Genomic DNA, 17,440 nt, shown 5'->3' with positions numbered 1-17,440 from the left:
GAATCCCACTAATTTTCACAAATGTATTCATCTCCATAGGTAGTGGCATTCTACGGTTTGGGATTTGCTGATAGATGTATTAACGCAAACACTGCATAATTGACCATATCTTGATAATTGGCATCCACGCCTTCGCTTACCAAAGTGGCTCCTTGATTATCCTCAATTTGTTTTACCCGAAGGACTTTCTGTAAAATAAGGTCGGTCAAAGAACTCACCCGCATATCGCGCCAAGCCTCTCCATAATCATGATTTTTATCCTCCATCAACTTTTTAGTGAGGGCCACTTCTTCATCATACAGGGCAATGGCCTCTTCAGCGGTTAAATCGGGTTGCTCCACAATTCCTTTTTTAATTTGTATGAGCGCCATAATGGAATAATTGATGATTCCAATAAACTCGGATTGTTCCCCTTCGTCCACTTTTCGAACCGCATTCTGTTGCAGGCTGCGGATGCGCTGTGCCTTTATAAAAATCTGGTCGGTAAGGGAAGGAAGCCGCAAAATACGCCATGCGGTACCATAGTCTTGCGCTTTTTTTAAAAACAATTCCCGGGAGGTTTGGATCACCGCATCATATTGTTGGGAAGTCTGCTGCATGTATTGTTGCTAATTTGCGTAAATTTCGTCCAAATGAGCGTGCTAAAAAAGCACTTCGTCAAAGATAATGAAACACAAACGAAGCAGGTATTCTTTATGACCATAAACTGCAAAGGTGAACTTATAGATGTATCAACCCCAAAAGTAATGGGCATCCTGAACCTGACCCCGGATTCATTTTACGATGGTGGAAAATATAAGGACGAAGTCGCTATTCTGAAACAAGTTGAGAAAATGCTCGAAGATGGTGCTACCTTCATCGACATGGGTGCTTACAGTTCCCGGCCTGGGGCTGAACATGTTGATGAAGATGACGAGCTCAAACGCATGCTTCCCATTGTAGAATTGATTTTGAAGCATTTTCCGGACACTTTGATTTCGGTGGACACCTTCCGGAGCAAGGTCGCTGCAAAAAGTCTGGAACGCGGTGCGGCTATCATCAACGATATTTCTGCAGGAAATTTAGATGCCGAAATGTTCAACACAGTGGCCAAATATCAGGTTCCTTATATTATGATGCATTTGAAAGGAACTCCGCAGTCCATGCAAAAAGAGGCTGTTTATGAAGACTTGATCAAAGACCTTCGATTTTATTTTTCGAAGAAAATGAAGGATGCCACATCCAAAAAAATAAGCGACATCATTATTGACCCTGGCTTTGGATTTGCAAAAACCACTGAGCAGAACTATACCCTTTTGAAACATTTGGACCTTTTCAAGACTTTTGAAGTTCCTTTGTTGATTGGGTTAAGCAGAAAATCCATGATCTATAAAATCTTGAACTCAAATCCAAAAGAGGCCTTGAACGGGACCACCGCCTTACATACCATTGCACTTTTAAAAGGAGCCCATATTTTACGCGTACATGATGTAAAAGAAGCTGTGGAATGCATTAAACTTGTGGAAGTGCTAAAAGCGAACGCACTATAATTTTTGGTTCTTCTATTTTTGCTAATTTTACAAAAACACCGCGGTTGGAATTTTTAAATTTTCTCGAGTTTAAAATCACAGACATCATCGACATTGTGCTCGTGGCCGCGCTGCTCTACTACATCTACAAGCTGGTCAAAGGCACGGTGGCCATCAATATTTTTATTGGTATCGTTATTGTTTGGGCACTCTGGAAGCTCACGGAACTACTTCAAATGAGAATGATCAGCAGCATGGTCGGTGGGTTTATGAACATCGGGCTTATTGCTCTGATTATTGTGTTTCAGCAAGAGATACGGAAATTCTTACTGATGATCGGTTCCACCAATTTTGCCTCCAAACGGAATTTCATTCGTCATTTTAAATTTTTAAAGCAAGAAGCTGTCCCTACCGTTACCGACGTGGAGGCAATTGTTGGAGCTTGTGAACGAATGGGAAGTACCAAGACCGGAGCCATCATTGTTATAGAGCGCAATAACTCCCTGGACTTTATAAAATCCACTGGGGATGCCATGAACATTGAAATCACACAACCCATTTTGGAAAGTATATTTTTTAAAAACAGTCCATTACATGATGGGGCTGCGGTGATTCAGGATAATTTTATTACCGCTACGCGGGTGATTTTGCCTGTTTCCAATGACCGAAACATTCCCCTCCGATTTGGTTTGCGTCATAGAGCAGCTGTGGGTATCACCGAAAAAACGGATGCTATTTGCCTTGTGGTCAGTGAAGAGACGGGGTCTATTTCATATATCAAGAATGGGGAATTTGTTCCCTTTAAGACCTTTGAGGAACTCTCACAGCAAATTAAGAAAGATTTGGAGTAATGGATTGTAAGAACTGCCATACCAGCCTAAGGTCAGACTTCAGTTTTTGTCCCACCTGTGGCGGTAAGGTCATTCGCAAAAGGCTTACTTTAAAAAATGTCTGGGAAGATTTAAGTGTTCAAGTCTTTAATCTTGATAATACCTTACTTAAAACCTTTAGGCATCTCTTCACCAAACCAGAATCCGTCATTAACGGTTACATTTTGGGAACCCGAAAAAAATACATGAATCCCATTAGCTATTTTGCCATTGCCATAACGCTGGTCGGAGTTCTGTTTTATGTGCTTCGAAAGGTGTACCATGTTGACCTTTTGAGGGGTACCATTTCAAATAATTCAGAAACACCAAATCTGGATTTTGTATTCGACTATCAAGGTCTTATCACTTATTTGATCGTTCCTGCATATGCCTTAATGACCTGGTTTCTCTTTTTTGACAAAAAAAAATTGAATTATACCGAGCATGTAGTTGCCAATGCCTATATCACTGGGCAGGTTTCTTTTGTTCAGGTGATTATTTCCCTACCTCTATTTGGATTGACAGACATTAGATATGACCTTTTCACTTGGTCCTTCTTGCTTCTAACCATATCCTACCAATTCTATGTGTTCAAAAAAATATACAAAATCGGTTTTTGGAGTACTTTTCTCCGTGGTTTCGTATACCTTTTTCTCTTTGTTCTGCTCATGATGGTCATTGGAACCTTGATCATTGTAGTTTCTTTGACCACCGGACGGCTGTCCCTTGAGGATTTTAGACCATGAGAATCAGGCTACTTCCTCTTCCAAAAACTGGGCCGTGTACAAGTCGTTGTAGTACCCGCCTTTTTTCAGCAATTCTTTATGGGTTCCAATTTCTACAATCTGCCCTTCATCCATAACAATAATTTTACTGGCTTTTTTAATGGTGGCCAAACGGTGGGCAATAATGATGGACGTTCTACCTTCGGTAATCTTGTCGGTAGCCTGCTGAATCAATTGTTCTGAATAAGTGTCCACTGAAGATGTGGCCTCATCCAATATTAAAATACTGGGGTTGCTCACATAGGCGCGCAAAAAGGCAATTAATTGACGCTGTCCGCTGGACAACATGGTTCCCCTTTCCTTTACATTATATTGATAGCCGCCCGGTAGGCTTGAGATGAAATCGTGCACCCCAATTTGTTTGGCTGCCCCTTCAATCTCTTCTATGGAGATGTTTTTGTCACGGAGTGATATGTTATTGGCAATGGTATCGGCAAAAAGAAAGACATCTTGCAGTACAATCGCAATATGTGATCGAAGGGATTGCAGGGTGAAATCATGAATACTGACCCCATCAATCAAAATTTGGCCTGAATTGATTTCATAAAAACGGTTGAGCAGGTTGATGATGGTCGATTTTCCGGCTCCAGTGGCCCCCACAATAGCGACAGTCTCGCCGGCTTCCACCTTAAAGGAAATGCCATGCAGTACTTCCTCGTCCTTAATATATCCAAAGCGCACATCCTTGAATTCAATATCGCCCTTCACATCATCTCTTACCAAGGAACCCTCATCCGCAATGTGGCTATCGGTATCCAAAATCTTGAAAACCCGGTTGGCCGCCACCATTCCCATTTGCAAGGTGTTGAACTTATCCGCTATCTGACGAAGTGGACGGAACAAAAGGTCCATCAAAAAGAAAAAGGCTACGATGGCTCCTTTATTCTCCAGACCTATATTTTCAATGTTTTGGATGACCCCAAAATAAACCACTAACCCTATTCCAATGGAATTGGAAATCTCGGCAATGGGGAAAAATATGGAGTTGTACCAGACTGTTTTCAACCAGGCATTTTGATGCTTTTCGTTGATTACACGAAACTTTTCCTTCTCTATCTCCTCTCGGTTGAATAGTTGAACTATTTTCATTCCCGCTATACGTTCTTGTACAAAGGAATTGAGGTTGGACACTTGTGCCCTAACTTCGACAAAAGCTACCTTCATGGCCTGTTGGAACAATCTAGTCGCGACCAAGATCACTGGAAGAATGGCAAATACGATCAATGCCAATTTCCAATTCATGATAGTCATAATGATAGCGGCTGAAATCATCTTGAGGACATCGGCCACAATCATAAAAAAGCCTTGACTAAAAATCTCTCCGATGCGCTGCATATCAGCTACGGCGCGCGTTACCAAAACACCAATGGATGAATTATCGAAATAGGTCATTTTAAAGCTCATCATTTTTTGGAAGAGCCTTACTCTAATATCCTTAATTACTGATTCCCCCAAAAGGTTTGCATAGTAGTTAAAAGCCAACTGCATGGTCACTTGCCCGATAAGCAGACCCAACATCAACATTACAGCTGAAAACAGGGCTTGTGAGTTCTTGCTGTCCAAGGCTTCATTGATAATGTCCTGCACCAAAATAGGGATTCCCACAGCAAAGCCAGCGGATAATATGGCAGCAATGGCCACCACCCAAAAAATAAGCCTGTAGGGCTTTGTATGTGCAAAGACCCGTTTGAACAACCGATAATCAAACGCTTTGCCTATTTCGTCACTTTTGCTCATCAAATATTTCGTTTGGATACAAAACCTTGGTCAAATATAATCCTTTTGCGGGGACAGATACCCCGGCTTCACTTCTGTTCTTGCTTGCGATGATGGTATGGATTTCTTCTGGAGCCATTTTGCCCACACCTACGTCCAATAACGTTCCCACCACGGCCCGTACCATATTCCGAAGAAAGCGGTCCGCGGTTATAGTAAAAACCAATCTATCTTCCTTTTCCTCCCATTTGGCATGCCGAACATCACAGATATAGGTTTTCACATCTGTATTGGATTTGGAAAAACATTCAAAATCTGAATGTTCAAGTAAAAGGGATGCTGCTTGATTCATGGCTTTTAAATCCAATGGATATTTCACAAAATGGGCAGAATCTGCGTAAAAAGGATTCTTTTTCTGAAACACCCAATATTCATAGGTACGTTCATGCGCGTCAAACCGGGCATGGACCTCTTGAGACATCCTGCAAATCTGTTGAACTGCAATATCTTCGGGCAAAAATGCATTTAAGCGGTAGACCAATTCCTCTAGATCTTCAATTTCATTAAAATCAAAATGAGCAAACATTTCCTTGGCGTGCACACCGGTATCGGTCCTGCCGGCACCAACGACTTCCACTTTTTGTCGCAATAGCGTGGACAGGGCTTTCTCCAATACCTCTTGCACGGTTAAGGCGTTGGGTTGGTTCTGCCATCCGTGGTATGCTTTCCCGAAATAGGAAAATTGGATAAAATATCTCAATGGGATTCCTTATTTTTAAGTCGTTAAAGATAATTCAATCCCTCCCAACAGGAATCCAACCTTTATTTTTTAGCATATTTTTAGCGTTATGACCAAAATTCTATTGCTTTCAGACACCCATGGCCATATAGATTCCACCATTTTAAAATACGCAGCCCTGGCCGATGAAATCTGGCATGCAGGTGATATTGGCAACCTTTCAGTCACCGATAAATTAAAGGTTTTGAGGCCGGTCAGAGGGGTGTTTGGGAACATTGACGACCATGTTATCCAAAAAGAGTTTCCGGAACACAATCGGTTTATGTGCGAAGGGGTCGATGTTTGGATTACCCATATTGGCGGATACCCGGGCAGTTACAATGTTAGGGTGAGAGACGACATCAGAATGAATCCACCGAAACTTTTTATTTCTGGGCACTCACATATCCTGAAGGTGATGAACGACAAAAAACTGGGCTTGCTCCATATGAATCCAGGCGCATGCGGAAAGCACGGATTTCATCAGGTGCGAACCATGCTACGGTTTGTGATTGATGGAAAAAACATATCCGATTTGGAAGTAGTGGAGCTCGGAAAACGGTAAAAACATAAAAACCCCGGCCAAAGCCAGGGTTTTTTCGCACTAATACTACTAAGATGTTAGGTTCAACGTAAGCGATCAACAGATTTTACAAGATCTTCATCCTTTTTGATAGCCCTGTTGGCCAGGACCAGAAAAACGATAGAAAATACAGGAATCAGCATCCCAATACCCTTCTCAGAAACAACAGCTTCTCCGGATAAGCTTAGCGATCGATAAACGAAAAATCCTAGTAAAAAAAGATTCAATATCATATTCAACCTGTTTACCACAAATTGATTTTGTCGCTTCTTGTACATAAAAATAGAAAACACCGCCAAAACTGCGGATGCGTAAAATGCAATACTGATCCAAAGTTCGTTTTCGGCGTAGATTTCTTTTCCGTCCACATCAATCCATAAATTCAGAAAAAAAGGCAGCACACCTGTTAAAAGGGCAACAACCACTAAAAAAAACGTCTGAATTCGTTGAATCATTGTGCAAATTGATTTCAAAACGCAAAAATAGGCGTCTTTTTGAGAAATGAGGCGTAATTCTTGAAAAATAATTTGTATACTTGTGACGTTATTATCGAAGCACTTACCTAGGAAATCTTTCCTCCAGTAGCACTCAAATAACTTTACTTCAATATTTTCAGATTAAGACACGTTTAATTTATTCATTATTTAATGTTCGAGATTTCAGATCTAAAAGCTAAAAAGCTTCCTGAGTTGCAAGAAATTGCCAAGGATCTTAATGTTCCCAAATTCAAATCTTTGAAAAAGCTGGACCTTGTATACCAAATACTGGACGTCCAAGCTTCCAACCCAAAAGCCGTGGCAGAAAGTGCCGCAGCTCCACAGAACAACGGAACCCCTGCACCAAAACCAAAACGACAAAGGACCCCAAGACCCAAGAGTGAGCCAAAAAATAAGGCTCCTGAAACGGCAGACACACAAGCTAAGGGAGATTCCAACGAGAAAAAAGAAGATTCTAGGGCACAACAGCCCCAGAAAAAGGAGAGCAAATCCAATACCTCCCAAAAGAATCAGAACCAAAACAACACCAAAAGAAACAACCAGCACCAAAAAGGTGGTGGCCACGACAAAAAGAATAGCAATTTTGACAAGGACTTGAGGAACCGATATAAGGAGCCCGAGTTTGAGTTTGACAGCATTATTGAGAGTGAAGGTGTATTGGATATCATGCAGGATGGCTATGGATTCCTGCGTTCTTCTGATTACAATTACCTTTCTTCACCAGATGATATTTATGTATCGCAGTCGCAGATCAGATTGTTTGGATTGAAGACAGGTGATACGGTTTTAGGCAACATTAGACCTCCAAAAGAGGGTGAAAAGTATTTCCCACTGATCAAAGTGAACAAAATTAATGGCCTGGACCCTCAAGTGGTTCGTGACCGTGTATCCTTTGAGCACCTTACGCCTTTGTTTCCAAAGGAAAAATTTAAATTGGCGGAACGGCAGAGTACCATTTCCACACGGATTATGGATCTCTTCTCCCCTATCGGTAAAGGACAGCGTGGCATGATCGTATCCCAGCCAAAAACGGGTAAGACGATGTTGTTGAAAGATATCGCAAATGCCATTGCAGCCAACCACCCAGAGGTGTACCAAATCATTCTTTTGATTGATGAACGCCCTGAAGAAGTTACCGATATGCAACGTAATGTGCGTGGTGAGGTCGTTGCCTCTACGTTTGACAAGGAAGCTACGGAACACGTTCGTGTGGCCAATATCGTTTTGGAAAAAGCAAAACGTTTGGTGGAATGTGGCCATGATGTGGTCATCCTTTTGGATTCCATAACTCGTTTGGCTCGTGCTTACAACACTGTACAACCTGCTTCCGGTAAGGTATTGAGTGGTGGTGTGGATGCCAATGCATTGCACAAACCAAAACGTTTCTTTGGTGCGGCCCGTAATATTGAAAATGGAGGGTCTCTTTCCATTATTGCCACGGCTTTGACAGAAACAGGCTCAAAAATGGACGAGGTAATCTTTGAAGAATTTAAGGGTACGGGCAACATGGAGCTTCAGTTGGATAGACGAATTTCCAACCGACGGATTTTCCCTGCCATCGACCTTATTTCTTCTTCTACGCGAAGGGACGACCTATTGTTGGATGAAAATACCATTCAACGCATGTGGATTATGCGCAAGTATTTGGCAGATATGAATCCTGTTGAAGCCATGGAATTTATGGAGCAGCGCATCAAACAGACCAAAAACAACGAAGAGTTTTTACTTACAATGAATGAATAAATCAATTAATTGATTTACAGTTAATTATAAGCCCTTTGGAATTTTTCAAAGGGTTTTTTCTTGAATAGTATTAAAGAAAAAACCTATCTTTAAATCAGTTTCCTCAAAACCGAACTTTAAAACACTTCAACTATGAAAAACCTAAAAAAAGTTGCCGCCATCTTGCTTGGTGCTTTTTTATTTACGCTTGGCGCATGCCAACAAGGTCCTAAAAAAGAAGAACCCGTTGAATCCAAAGCTGCTGTAGAACAAGAAAGGGTATCACCCCCGGAGGGCATTATTTCTTTGGAAGAGTCAAAGTCCCTTTATGACAATTACACCAAAAACCGTTTAGAGATTATCCAGCAGTATGAGGCTGAGCGGAGCCCAGAAAAGAAGTTTGAAGCTGCGCGTTTCACTTCGTTTACCTACGCTGACATGAAACACTATATGGCCTACATTGAACAAGAGGCCAAGGAGGCGCAAGTGGATATTTCTTCCTTACGTTTTTATTTTGCCAACTATCCAGATAAAACCGATTTCCCAGATGGAAACAAAATTGTACACCCTAGGCAAAACTCCATATTTATTGTGCCCACCATGAAGGTTGACGGCAAGGATTATGGGTTTTATATTGGAGGGGACGGTAAGGCAAAACTCATTAAAGATGCCGTTGGCCAAACTGCAGTGGGTAGTACAGCAAAAAATCAGGAGAAATCCTATGCAAGTTTTGTACCCAATATTACAACGTCTGCAATGTTACAAGATGGCAAAAGTCTCAATAAGAATCACGGTTCCTCAGGACCCCCACCTGATGGAGATTTTTAAAAAGTGATGCCTAAAGAGCTAGTCAGACTCTTAACAGAGCATTTTTACATACCACTATATCTAATCACTTGGATAATTGCGGTTTTTAGGTACAAGAGGTTTTTTGATACACCCCTTAAGTACCTTCCCATGCTTATCATTTACACTTTTTTTACTGAGCTGCTGGGCTATTTTATCAAGTACAATGATGATTTTTTGTTTTTTTCTGATGATCGATATGCTTGGCACAATGTAATCATATACAATGTGTACCAATTGATTTTCTTTCTATTTTTCTATCGTGTCTACCGTAGAACTCTTAAAAAAGCATCTCATAGAACATGGGTGAAGTATGGAGGTTATCTTTGTGTTTTGGCCTATGTAATTAATTCTTTTATAACCAATCCATTGCACAACCGGTTAAGTTATGCCCATGTAGTTGGATCACTCATTTTAATCGGTATTCTTCTTTTTTATTTTTTGGAGAAAAAATCAGAAGAAAGTATGTTCTCCCAAATGAAAAATTTAATGTATTGGGTAAGTATTGGTCTGTTTGCCTTTTATAGTATCTTCCCTTTATTTCTGATTTTTGGAAATATAAGCATTGAGGTACAATTCTATTTTAGACGAATTTTGCTCTCCATGATCGGTGTAATGTACGGCTGTTTTATTATTGGTCTTTTGGTTGGAAAGAGACAAGCCTTTCGGTAAAACGCTGAACCCTTAAAAATTAACGCCCCAAACATTGGGGCTTTTTTTATATATTCAACCTAAATACCATTTTCTTAGTTCCAAACCACCAAAGTGTAGATGATAGAGGAAATCTTAGAAACTTTAAATACGGATTTTATAATTCTCCCCTTTTATCTTATCACGTGGCTGATTGCGGTTATCCAGTACCGCACCTATTATGATACTATTTTAAAATACCACCCCATTTACCTTATGTATACCCTGCTTACCGAGTTGTTGGGGTATTTGGTGAAGTACACAGATAGCTTTCAATTGGTATCTGATGATAGGTACCACTGGTACAACGTAATCATTTACAATATCTATTCCGTGGTCACATATATGTACTTCTTTTACATCTACTGGAATGTTTTAAGCTCTGAAAAACACAAAAAATGGGTAACGTATGGAGGATGTATGAGTATGGCAAGTTTCCTCATCAGTTTGTTCTTTCAGAATCCCAACTACTCCCATTTGTACATTGCAGAGCTCATTTCCGCGTTGATTCTGTTGTCGGTGATAGCTTTATATTTTAAGGAAAAATTTGAGTGGCACAGTTTCAAATCGCTGAGATACAATTTAATGTTTTGGACGAGTGTGGGGTTGGGCATATTCTACGCTTATTTTCCATTCACTTTATTGTTCCTGTATTTGGGGCCGGACTTATATACGAAACTGCATTTACATGACTGGCTAATTGCCCTCATCTTTGTACTATACGGAACTTTCTTGGTAGGGGTGCTGTTCCACAGAAGGAGGGATTTTCAGTAGGTTCATCAACTTCGCACCAACAAAAAAAGCTCCAAAAATGGAGCTTTTCATATTTTAAAAGGAACAAAGGGATTACATTGCTGCAACCTTGCTCATCAATTTACTTTTTAAGTTGGCGGCTTTATTGGTGTGAATGATATTCTTTTTCGCCAGTTTATCAATCATCCCAACCACAGTGGGCAACAAGGCTTCAGCAGCTTTCTTGTCCTCCTCGGTGCGCAATTTTTTGATGGCATTACGCACGGTCTTGTGCTGATATCTGTTACGCAAACGAACCGCTTCGTTTCTTCTGATTCTCTTTAATGCTGACTTATGATTTGCCATTGTCTTAATTTATACTTTCAAATTTCTTTTTTGTAGCCCGTAGGGGAATCGAACCCCTGTTACCAGGATGAAAACCTGGCGTCCTAACCCCTAGACGAACGGGCCTTAATTTAAGTACGAAGTTAAAACGACAAAGGACGAATTCAATACTTCAAACTTCGTATTTTAACCTTCACACTTTCTTCGTAGCCCGTAGGGGAATCGAACCCCTGTTACCAGGATGAAAACCTGGCGTCCTAACCCCTAGACGAACGGGCCATTAAGGTTGCACAATTGCGGATGCAAAAATACAACTATTTTTAAGTCTTGCAACAGTAATTTTTATTTTTTGGCACACTGTTTAATAGGCCTTTGCAAACAACACCCTCTGGGTGGATGGCTTTCCGGTCACCATGCATTTTCCATCTTCCTGTTTTGCGTCCAAAGGAATGCAGCGAATGGTTGCTTTGGTCTCCTCTTTTATCTTATCCTCGGTTTCCGATGTACCATCCCAATGTGCGGATACAAATCCGCCTTTTTCTTCAATCACCTGCTTAAAATCCTCGTAGGAGTCAACTTCGGTAACATGCTGTTCCCTATACGCCAAGGCTTTGTTGAAAATATTTTCCTGAATCTCATCCATGAGGGAGACCACTTTGTCCACAACCTCATCTGCCTTGACCGATTCTTTTTGAAGCGTATCCCTTCGGGCCACCTCATAGGTTCCGTTCTCCAAATCGCGCTGCCCAATGGCCAAACGCACCGGAACCCCTTTTAATTCGTATTCATTGAATTTGAAACCTGGCTTATGGGTATCCCTTTTGTCATATTTTACGGAAAGACCCTTAGCACGAAGTTCCTTTACCAAGGGTTCCACTTTCTCAGAAATGGCATCCAATTGGTCCAATCCTTTGTATATGGGCACAATCACCACCTGAATCGGTGCCAAATTAGGAGGGAGCACCAATCCATTATCATCACTATGTGTCATCACCAAAGCTCCCATCAGTCTAGTGGAAACTCCCCACGAGGTTGCCCAAACATATTCCTGTTGCCCTTCCTTGTTCGCGAATTTCACATCAAACGCCTTGGCAAAATTTTGGCCCAAAAAGTGCGATGTACCAGCCTGAAGCGCCTTTCCATCTTGCATTAAGGCCTCAATGCAATACGTCTCTTCTGCTCCGGCAAAACGTTCGCTCTCCGTTTTGGTTCCTTTGATCACAGGAACCCCCATGTGTTTTTCGGCAAACTCCGCGTACAAGTTCATAATAAGCTCAGCTTCTTCGACTGCCTCCTGTTTTGTAGCGTGGGCGGTGTGGCCTTCTTGCCATAAAAATTCTGCAGTACGCAAGAAAAGTCGTGTACGCATTTCCCATCGGACCACATTGGCCCATTGATTTACTAAAATGGGCAAATCACGGTAAGATTGCACCCATCTTCTATACGTATCCCAAATAATGGTTTCTGATGTAGGGCGAACGATCAGCTCCTCCTCCAGTTTGGCATCTTCATCCACTACAATACCACTTCCATCCTCGGCATTCTTTAGACGGTAGTGCGTTACAACGGCACATTCCTTGGCAAAACCTTCCACATGGCTGGCTTCCTTGCTCAAGTACGATTTTGGAATAAAAAGTGGAAAATAGGCATTCTCATGACCTGTTTCCTTGAACATCTTATCCAACTGGCCCTGCATTTTTTCCCATATGGCGTATCCATAGGGTTTTATGACCATGCAACCTCTAACTCCTGAATTTTCAGCTAAATCCGATTTTACGACAAGTTCATTATACCATTTGGAATAATCTTCGGCTCGACTTGTTAAATTTTTACCCATCTACTGTAGTTTGGCACAAAACTTGTGTTTTTATTAGCAAGAATAATTCGGTAAAACTAATTATTTTTAGTATGTTCAACAATAAAAATTGCACAATGATAAAGTCTACACCCCTTCCAAAATTTAAGGTTTTTGCCATACTCCTTGTGGCCGCTTTCCTTGCGGCTTCATGTGGATCGTACCAGCAAGCCTCTTATTATGATGATGGCATCTATGCCAGCGGCAATAGAGTGGTCCATGTGGAAAAAAAATCTGTAGAGGCCGTTCGAATTGAAGAACGAGAAAGCAACATCTATGGTGATTATTTCGGCGCAAAGGCCGATGAATATGCAGAAATTCTAGATGATGAGATTTTTACCGATGTTGACAGCTATTCAAGTCAATCACAAAATGACACCATTCCTTACGGTGAACAAACCGATTATTTTGCCTACAACAACAATTACAACGGTAATCCCGGTTGGGGAGACAATCCTACCAATGTTTCCATTAATGTATATGACAACCGTTGGGCCTGGGGTGGCTTAGGTTGGGGGTGGAACGACCCATGGCTTTGGAACGCTGGTTGGGGATGGAATGCCGGTTGGGGCTGGGGAGGTCTCGGCTGGGGATGGAACAACCCTTGGAGATGGAACCGTTGGGGCTGGGGTGGCTTCTACGGCGGCTGGAACAATCCCTATTGGGGTTGGGGCTATGCTGGCAATTGGGGCTGGGGAGGTCTCGGTTGGGGCTGGAACAATTGGGGTTGGAATCCCTATTATTACAACAACTATTACGGAAGAAACTACGCCGTTACACGTGGTCGCAGAGGATACAGCGATTCCAGAATTCCTGGCACTTCACTTAGAGGAAGGTCTAACTTAGCCTCTAGAAATAGCGGTTATACCTCCAGATATAGGGCGGATAGCGGACGTTCCAATAGATCGGTGGCTAGGTCTTCATCAAGAACATCAAGGTCATATAGCAATGGAACTACAGCAAGAAGAGCTGTTAGTGCAGATGCTGTCGCCAGAAATCAAAATTATAGATCAAGTAGAAGTACACGTACCTCACCTAACTATAACAGCAATTCCAGGTCATATCGTTCGTACGGTACATCGCCTTCGTCCAGAAGCAATAGCTCTTATAGCAGAAGTAGGAGTGGCAGTGTGAACAGAAGTTCTTCTTCACCCACATACAGAAGTTCGGGCAGAAGCACACGAAGCTATCAATCTTCACCTAGGTCAACACCCAGTAGAAGCAACTATAGTCGCTCTTCCAGTGGTTCAAGCTCTAGAAGCTACAGAAGCAGTGGGTCAAGTTCCAGAAGCTCAGGCGGAAGTTACAGAAGCTCTGGTGGTGGCTCCAGAAGTTCTGGTGCCAGTAGATCTGGAGGCTCCTCAAGGGGTGGAAGAGGTAACGGAAGAAACTAAGATTCCTCTAATTTTAACGTTAAACTAAATCTCGGGAAATGAAACGAATTTCAACTCTCATCATGACATTGGTATGCGTATATGCAAGCGCCCAGAACATTGATGACGTACTAAGATATAGCACGGATAATACAATAGGAACCGCACGGTTCCAAGCCATGGGCGGTGCATTTGGAGCATTGGGGGGCGATCTGTCCTCTCTCAACGTCAACCCTGCGGGTTCTGCGGTTTTCAATTATAGTGAACTAAGTGTCACAGGGTCTAATTATCATAGGAACAATGATGCCCTTTTTGGAAACAGCGTCAGCAACACAACGCTCAACTCATTAGAGCTGAATCAGGTGGGAGGAGTTCTTGTTTTTAAATCCAACAATAGCCCTTGGAAGAAAATCGCACTTGCCTTTAACTATGACATGGTACAAAACTTTGACAACGAGTTTTTCGCTGCAGGGAATACAGCACTGGGTATTGACAATTACTTTTTGAACTTTGCCCAAGGAGAACCCTTGGGTCCACTACGCGTGCAGCAAGGTGAGTTTATAGAAGAAGCTTATTTGGATATCGGATCAAGCCTTGGCTTTGGAGCACAGCAGGCGTTTCTTGGTTTTCAGGCAGGTATTATTGAACCTACAGAGGACGATGATACCAATACCTCTTATTTTTCAAATGCCGATTACAATAGTGTCAATCAAGAGTACTTACAGAGAACCTCGGGGTACAACAGTAAGTTTACCCTGAACTTTGCCAGTCAATACGAAGAAAATCTCTATTTAGGGGCTTCTTTGAATTTCCATAGTGTTGTCTATGAGCGTATAAGCTTTTTGGATGAAAGCGGATATAACCAAGATTCACCTGTTCAATTTACTTCTTTTGACAATCTATTGTACACTGAAGGATATGGGTTCTCATTTAGTTTAGGAGCCATAGCAAAATTGAATGAAAGTGTCCGTGTGGGGGGTAGCTATCAGTCGCCCACTTGGTATGAACTTACCGACGATTTTTCACAACGTATCAACTCTACCCTTGCGGTTTCTGACATCAACTTCATAGATTTTGGCATTGTGAACCTTTATGAGGAATACCGAATCAAAACTCCGGGAAAACTGACCGGAAGTGTTGCCGTGGTTTTTGGTGAAGATGGCCTTTTGAGCTTTGATTATGGCTATCAAGATATGTCGCAAGCGGAGCTTAGGCCTGCTTCGGACCCTAATTTTTCTGCTGAAAATGATTTTATCGCCAGCACGTTGGGTGTGGTGAACACGTATCGTTTGGGTGGGGAAATTCGATTTGATGAAATAAGCTTACGAGGAGGATATCGCTTTGAGAGCAGTCCTTATGAAGATGGCGACCTGGTAGGTGACCTTAACGGGTTCTCTGGAGGTGTTGGATATAGTTTTGGCGGAAGCCGACTGGATTTGGCTTTCAGCAGAACAGAGCAGGATGTAAATGCTTTCTTTTTTGACTCAGGCATCGACAATGCCGCTATGGTCAACCGAATCAATACCAACATCTCATTGGGGTACACCTTTAAATTTTAATCGAAAAAAGAATACTAAAAATAGGGTCGGAAGAAATTCTGGCCTTTTTTGTTTACTATCGCACCAAAGAAAAATGCCTACGTACCGAACGCGCCACAATTACCCCGCTATTATCTCGGTCGTAGTCCAACCGGAACCAATAATCTGAAGAAGGCAGGTCCCTGCCATTATAGGTGCCGTCCCACCCAAGACTGGGATCTAATTCCTTTAATAATTTTCCATAGCGGTCAAAAATATACACCACAGGATTGTTCAATTCCTCAATGCCAAAAACATTCCATGTATCGTAAAATGAATCTCCATTGGGCGTAAAAAACTTAGGGTAACCCACTACTAAAAACTCAAAGGGTTCACTGGTGCCGCAACCATTTTTATCATTAATGATAACTGTATTGAGCCCAGGAGGCACATCCATGAAAATAGGGTCATCTTGAAACTCCCCACCATTGATGGCATATTCATAGTCGCCATCACCCACAGGAACAATTTCAATATTATAGGGGTCCGTCTGATCACTATTGACCAAATCATCCAAGACCCGTACCTCATCCAGTTCTGGAATTCCATAAAAAGTAATGAGGATATCATCTTGAATGGTATTTCCAAAGGTGGATTCAATAGTCACTCTATACCTTCCAGAGTTTGGACTGGAAACCGTCCATTCGGTCTGCCCCGCCCCAGTAGCAAGAACCGTTTCGTAGGTTCCGTCATCATCTGCATCCAATTCCCAAGTGATATCAGCAATATTTGGGCCGGCTGGAGAATTTAGGGCACTGAGGACAATATCAGGATCACCCTCACAGGCTACAATATCCAATCCTAAAAATTGATCTCGAAGCGTACAATCCAAGGCATTGTCCTGATCGGCATCAACGGAACTTCCGGTAAAGGTCAACTCAAAAGATTCTGGGTCGTCATCAAAATTGGTATTGTAATTATTGATGTAGAGGTAATATATTTCACCGGCGGTAACGTCCAACCATTCATCATAAGTGTTCTGGCTCTGCTTTACAAAAGGAGCCCCCACTCTTCCATCCACCGGATTTACGCCCATTCCAGTAAAGTTGGTGTCATTGGTTTCGTAGTTACATCGAATCGGTTGGGCGCTTCCATCCCCAATAATGGTGCAAAACGTCTGCCCAGAGGTTTCATCAAAGGGTCCATACAAGGCAAAATCCCATTCTGCAGTCACCACTCCGGTTGGTCCGGGAAGCGCTTCGATATCAAATCCTATCTGTCCATCGGTTCCGGCCCTAAAGACATACCATGCTGTATTGTTCTCTATATTGGCAGAACTATTGCTCCCTTTTTCCAAACAACCGGTCTGGGTAATCACCTCAGGGTCAAAATCGTCGATATCACCCCCTCCATCAGTGGTTCCTAAGATAGGAGCATCGGCACAAACAGGAATGGCAGTTCTACAATCTGGGGAGTTTTGAGCGCTCGCTACAATGGTAAACAGAAGTAAACAGATAGCACTTAATAGAGCTCTCATAGAATTTTGGGGCTATAAGGTTATTCTATATTCTAACCTGTATAACTCCCTACGCCATGGTTTTAGTATACGCTGGACGAAAAAATA

At 42.0% G+C, this 17,440-nt stretch carries 17 protein-coding genes and 2 tRNA genes; 10 read left to right on the top strand and 9 right to left on the bottom strand.

All coding sequences use genetic code 11. The features are described from left to right. Positions 1-50 precede the first annotated feature (50 nt). Positions 51-599: a DUF1599 domain-containing protein gene (locus tag ACFOWS_RS04945; protein ID WP_379762850.1), complete on the bottom strand. Its 549-nt coding sequence runs from the start codon at positions 597-599 to the stop codon at positions 51-53. 96 nt (positions 600-695) lie between these two features. Here ACFOWS_RS04945 and folP point away from each other — a divergent pair, with 96 nt between their 5' ends. Genes folP through ACFOWS_RS04930 form a run of 3 tightly spaced genes read left to right on the top strand, consistent with a single transcriptional unit; the run spans position 696 to position 3,123 of the window. Next, entirely contained in the window at positions 696-1,529 is an 834-nt protein-coding gene (gene folP, locus ACFOWS_RS04940) for a dihydropteroate synthase (RefSeq protein WP_379764474.1), read from the top strand. Between the two features lie 44 nt (positions 1,530-1,573). Further along, a complete protein-coding gene (cdaA, locus tag ACFOWS_RS04935; protein WP_366587535.1) occupies positions 1,574-2,359 on the top strand; it encodes a diadenylate cyclase CdaA in 786 nt (261 codons plus the stop codon). Continuing rightward, on the top strand, positions 2,359-3,123 hold the full coding sequence (locus ACFOWS_RS04930) for a DUF3667 domain-containing protein (RefSeq protein WP_379762848.1): 765 nt from the start codon (positions 2,359-2,361) through the stop codon (positions 3,121-3,123). Before cdaA ends, ACFOWS_RS04930 begins: the two co-directional genes overlap by 1 nt. A gap of 3 nt (positions 3,124-3,126) precedes the next feature. Here ACFOWS_RS04930 and ACFOWS_RS04925 read toward each other — a convergent pair whose 3' ends face one another. Beyond that, a complete protein-coding gene (locus tag ACFOWS_RS04925; protein WP_379762847.1) occupies positions 3,127-4,899 on the bottom strand; it encodes an ABC transporter ATP-binding protein in 1,773 nt (590 codons plus the stop codon). Beyond that, positions 4,886-5,638 (bottom strand): tRNA pseudouridine(38-40) synthase TruA, encoded by a 753-nt coding sequence (truA, locus tag ACFOWS_RS04920; protein ID WP_379762845.1) that lies wholly within the window; start codon positions 5,636-5,638, stop codon positions 4,886-4,888. Before truA ends, ACFOWS_RS04925 begins: the two co-directional genes overlap by 14 nt. An 88-nt stretch (positions 5,639-5,726) precedes the next feature. Between truA and ACFOWS_RS04915 the strand changes: the two genes are divergently transcribed. Beyond that, positions 5,727-6,221 (top strand): metallophosphoesterase family protein, encoded by a 495-nt coding sequence (locus tag ACFOWS_RS04915; protein ID WP_379762843.1) that lies wholly within the window; start codon positions 5,727-5,729, stop codon positions 6,219-6,221. A 62-nt stretch (positions 6,222-6,283) separates the two neighbouring features. On the opposite strand, the gene ACFOWS_RS04910 is transcribed toward ACFOWS_RS04915, so the two are convergent. Further along, entirely contained in the window at positions 6,284-6,694 is a 411-nt protein-coding gene (locus ACFOWS_RS04910; protein ID WP_366587524.1) for a DUF4293 domain-containing protein, read from the bottom strand. A gap of 192 nt (positions 6,695-6,886) precedes the next feature. On the opposite strand from ACFOWS_RS04910, the gene rho reads away from it, so the two are divergent. The 4 genes from rho (at position 6,887) to ACFOWS_RS04890 (ending at position 10,768) form a co-directional block, all read left to right on the top strand. Continuing rightward, positions 6,887-8,479, top strand: a complete 1,593-nt coding sequence (gene rho, locus ACFOWS_RS04905; RefSeq protein ID WP_366587522.1) for a transcription termination factor Rho — start codon at positions 6,887-6,889, stop codon at positions 8,477-8,479. 132 nt (positions 8,480-8,611) lie between these two features. Then, positions 8,612-9,286 carry a hypothetical protein gene (locus ACFOWS_RS04900; RefSeq protein ID WP_379762841.1) on the top strand — a complete coding sequence of 225 codons (675 nt, stop codon included), beginning with the start codon at positions 8,612-8,614 and terminating at the stop codon, positions 9,284-9,286. A 129-nt stretch (positions 9,287-9,415) separates the two neighbouring features. Continuing rightward, positions 9,416-9,976 carry a hypothetical protein gene (locus tag ACFOWS_RS04895; RefSeq protein ID WP_379762839.1) on the top strand — a complete coding sequence of 187 codons (561 nt, stop codon included), beginning with the start codon at positions 9,416-9,418 and terminating at the stop codon, positions 9,974-9,976. 99 nt (positions 9,977-10,075) lie between these two features. Next, positions 10,076-10,768, top strand: coding sequence for a hypothetical protein (locus ACFOWS_RS04890; protein WP_379762837.1), 693 nt, complete (start codon positions 10,076-10,078; stop codon positions 10,766-10,768). A gap of 72 nt (positions 10,769-10,840) precedes the next feature. On the opposite strand, the gene rpsT is transcribed toward ACFOWS_RS04890, so the two are convergent. From rpsT to proS, 4 genes are all read right to left on the bottom strand, one after another. Beyond that, positions 10,841-11,092, bottom strand: a complete 252-nt coding sequence (gene rpsT, locus ACFOWS_RS04885; RefSeq protein WP_207096905.1) for a 30S ribosomal protein S20 — start codon at positions 11,090-11,092, stop codon at positions 10,841-10,843. A 33-nt stretch (positions 11,093-11,125) separates the two neighbouring features. Then, positions 11,126-11,197: transfer RNA gene (locus ACFOWS_RS04880), tRNA-Glu, on the bottom strand. 81 nt (positions 11,198-11,278) lie between these two features. Further along, positions 11,279-11,350, bottom strand: a tRNA-Glu gene (locus tag ACFOWS_RS04875). An 82-nt stretch (positions 11,351-11,432) separates the two neighbouring features. Continuing rightward, on the bottom strand, positions 11,433-12,908 hold the full coding sequence (gene proS / locus ACFOWS_RS04870; RefSeq protein WP_379762836.1) for a proline--tRNA ligase: 1,476 nt from the start codon (positions 12,906-12,908) through the stop codon (positions 11,433-11,435). Between the two features lie 95 nt (positions 12,909-13,003). Here proS and ACFOWS_RS04865 point away from each other — a divergent pair, with 95 nt between their 5' ends. Beyond that, complete coding sequence (locus ACFOWS_RS04865) at positions 13,004-14,320, top strand: hypothetical protein (RefSeq protein ID WP_379762835.1); 1,317 nt, start codon at positions 13,004-13,006, stop codon at positions 14,318-14,320. Positions 14,321-14,358: 38 nt separating this feature from the next. Continuing rightward, on the top strand, positions 14,359-15,858 hold the full coding sequence (locus ACFOWS_RS04860; protein WP_379762834.1) for an OmpP1/FadL family transporter: 1,500 nt from the start codon (positions 14,359-14,361) through the stop codon (positions 15,856-15,858). 55 nt (positions 15,859-15,913) lie between these two features. Here the strand turns inward: ACFOWS_RS04860 and ACFOWS_RS04855 are convergent, their stop codons facing one another. Next, positions 15,914-17,353 carry a T9SS type B sorting domain-containing protein gene (locus tag ACFOWS_RS04855; protein WP_379762833.1) on the bottom strand — a complete coding sequence of 480 codons (1,440 nt, stop codon included), beginning with the start codon at positions 17,351-17,353 and terminating at the stop codon, positions 15,914-15,916. Positions 17,354-17,440: the final 87 nt, after the last annotated feature.

It is taken from the genome of Flagellimonas marina, assembly GCF_042651185.1.
GTDB lineage: Bacteria > Bacteroidota > Bacteroidia > Flavobacteriales > Flavobacteriaceae > Flagellimonas > Flagellimonas marina.
The sequence above is the reverse complement of the archived record's forward strand: the minus strand, read 5'-3'. Positions and strand labels throughout refer to the sequence as shown.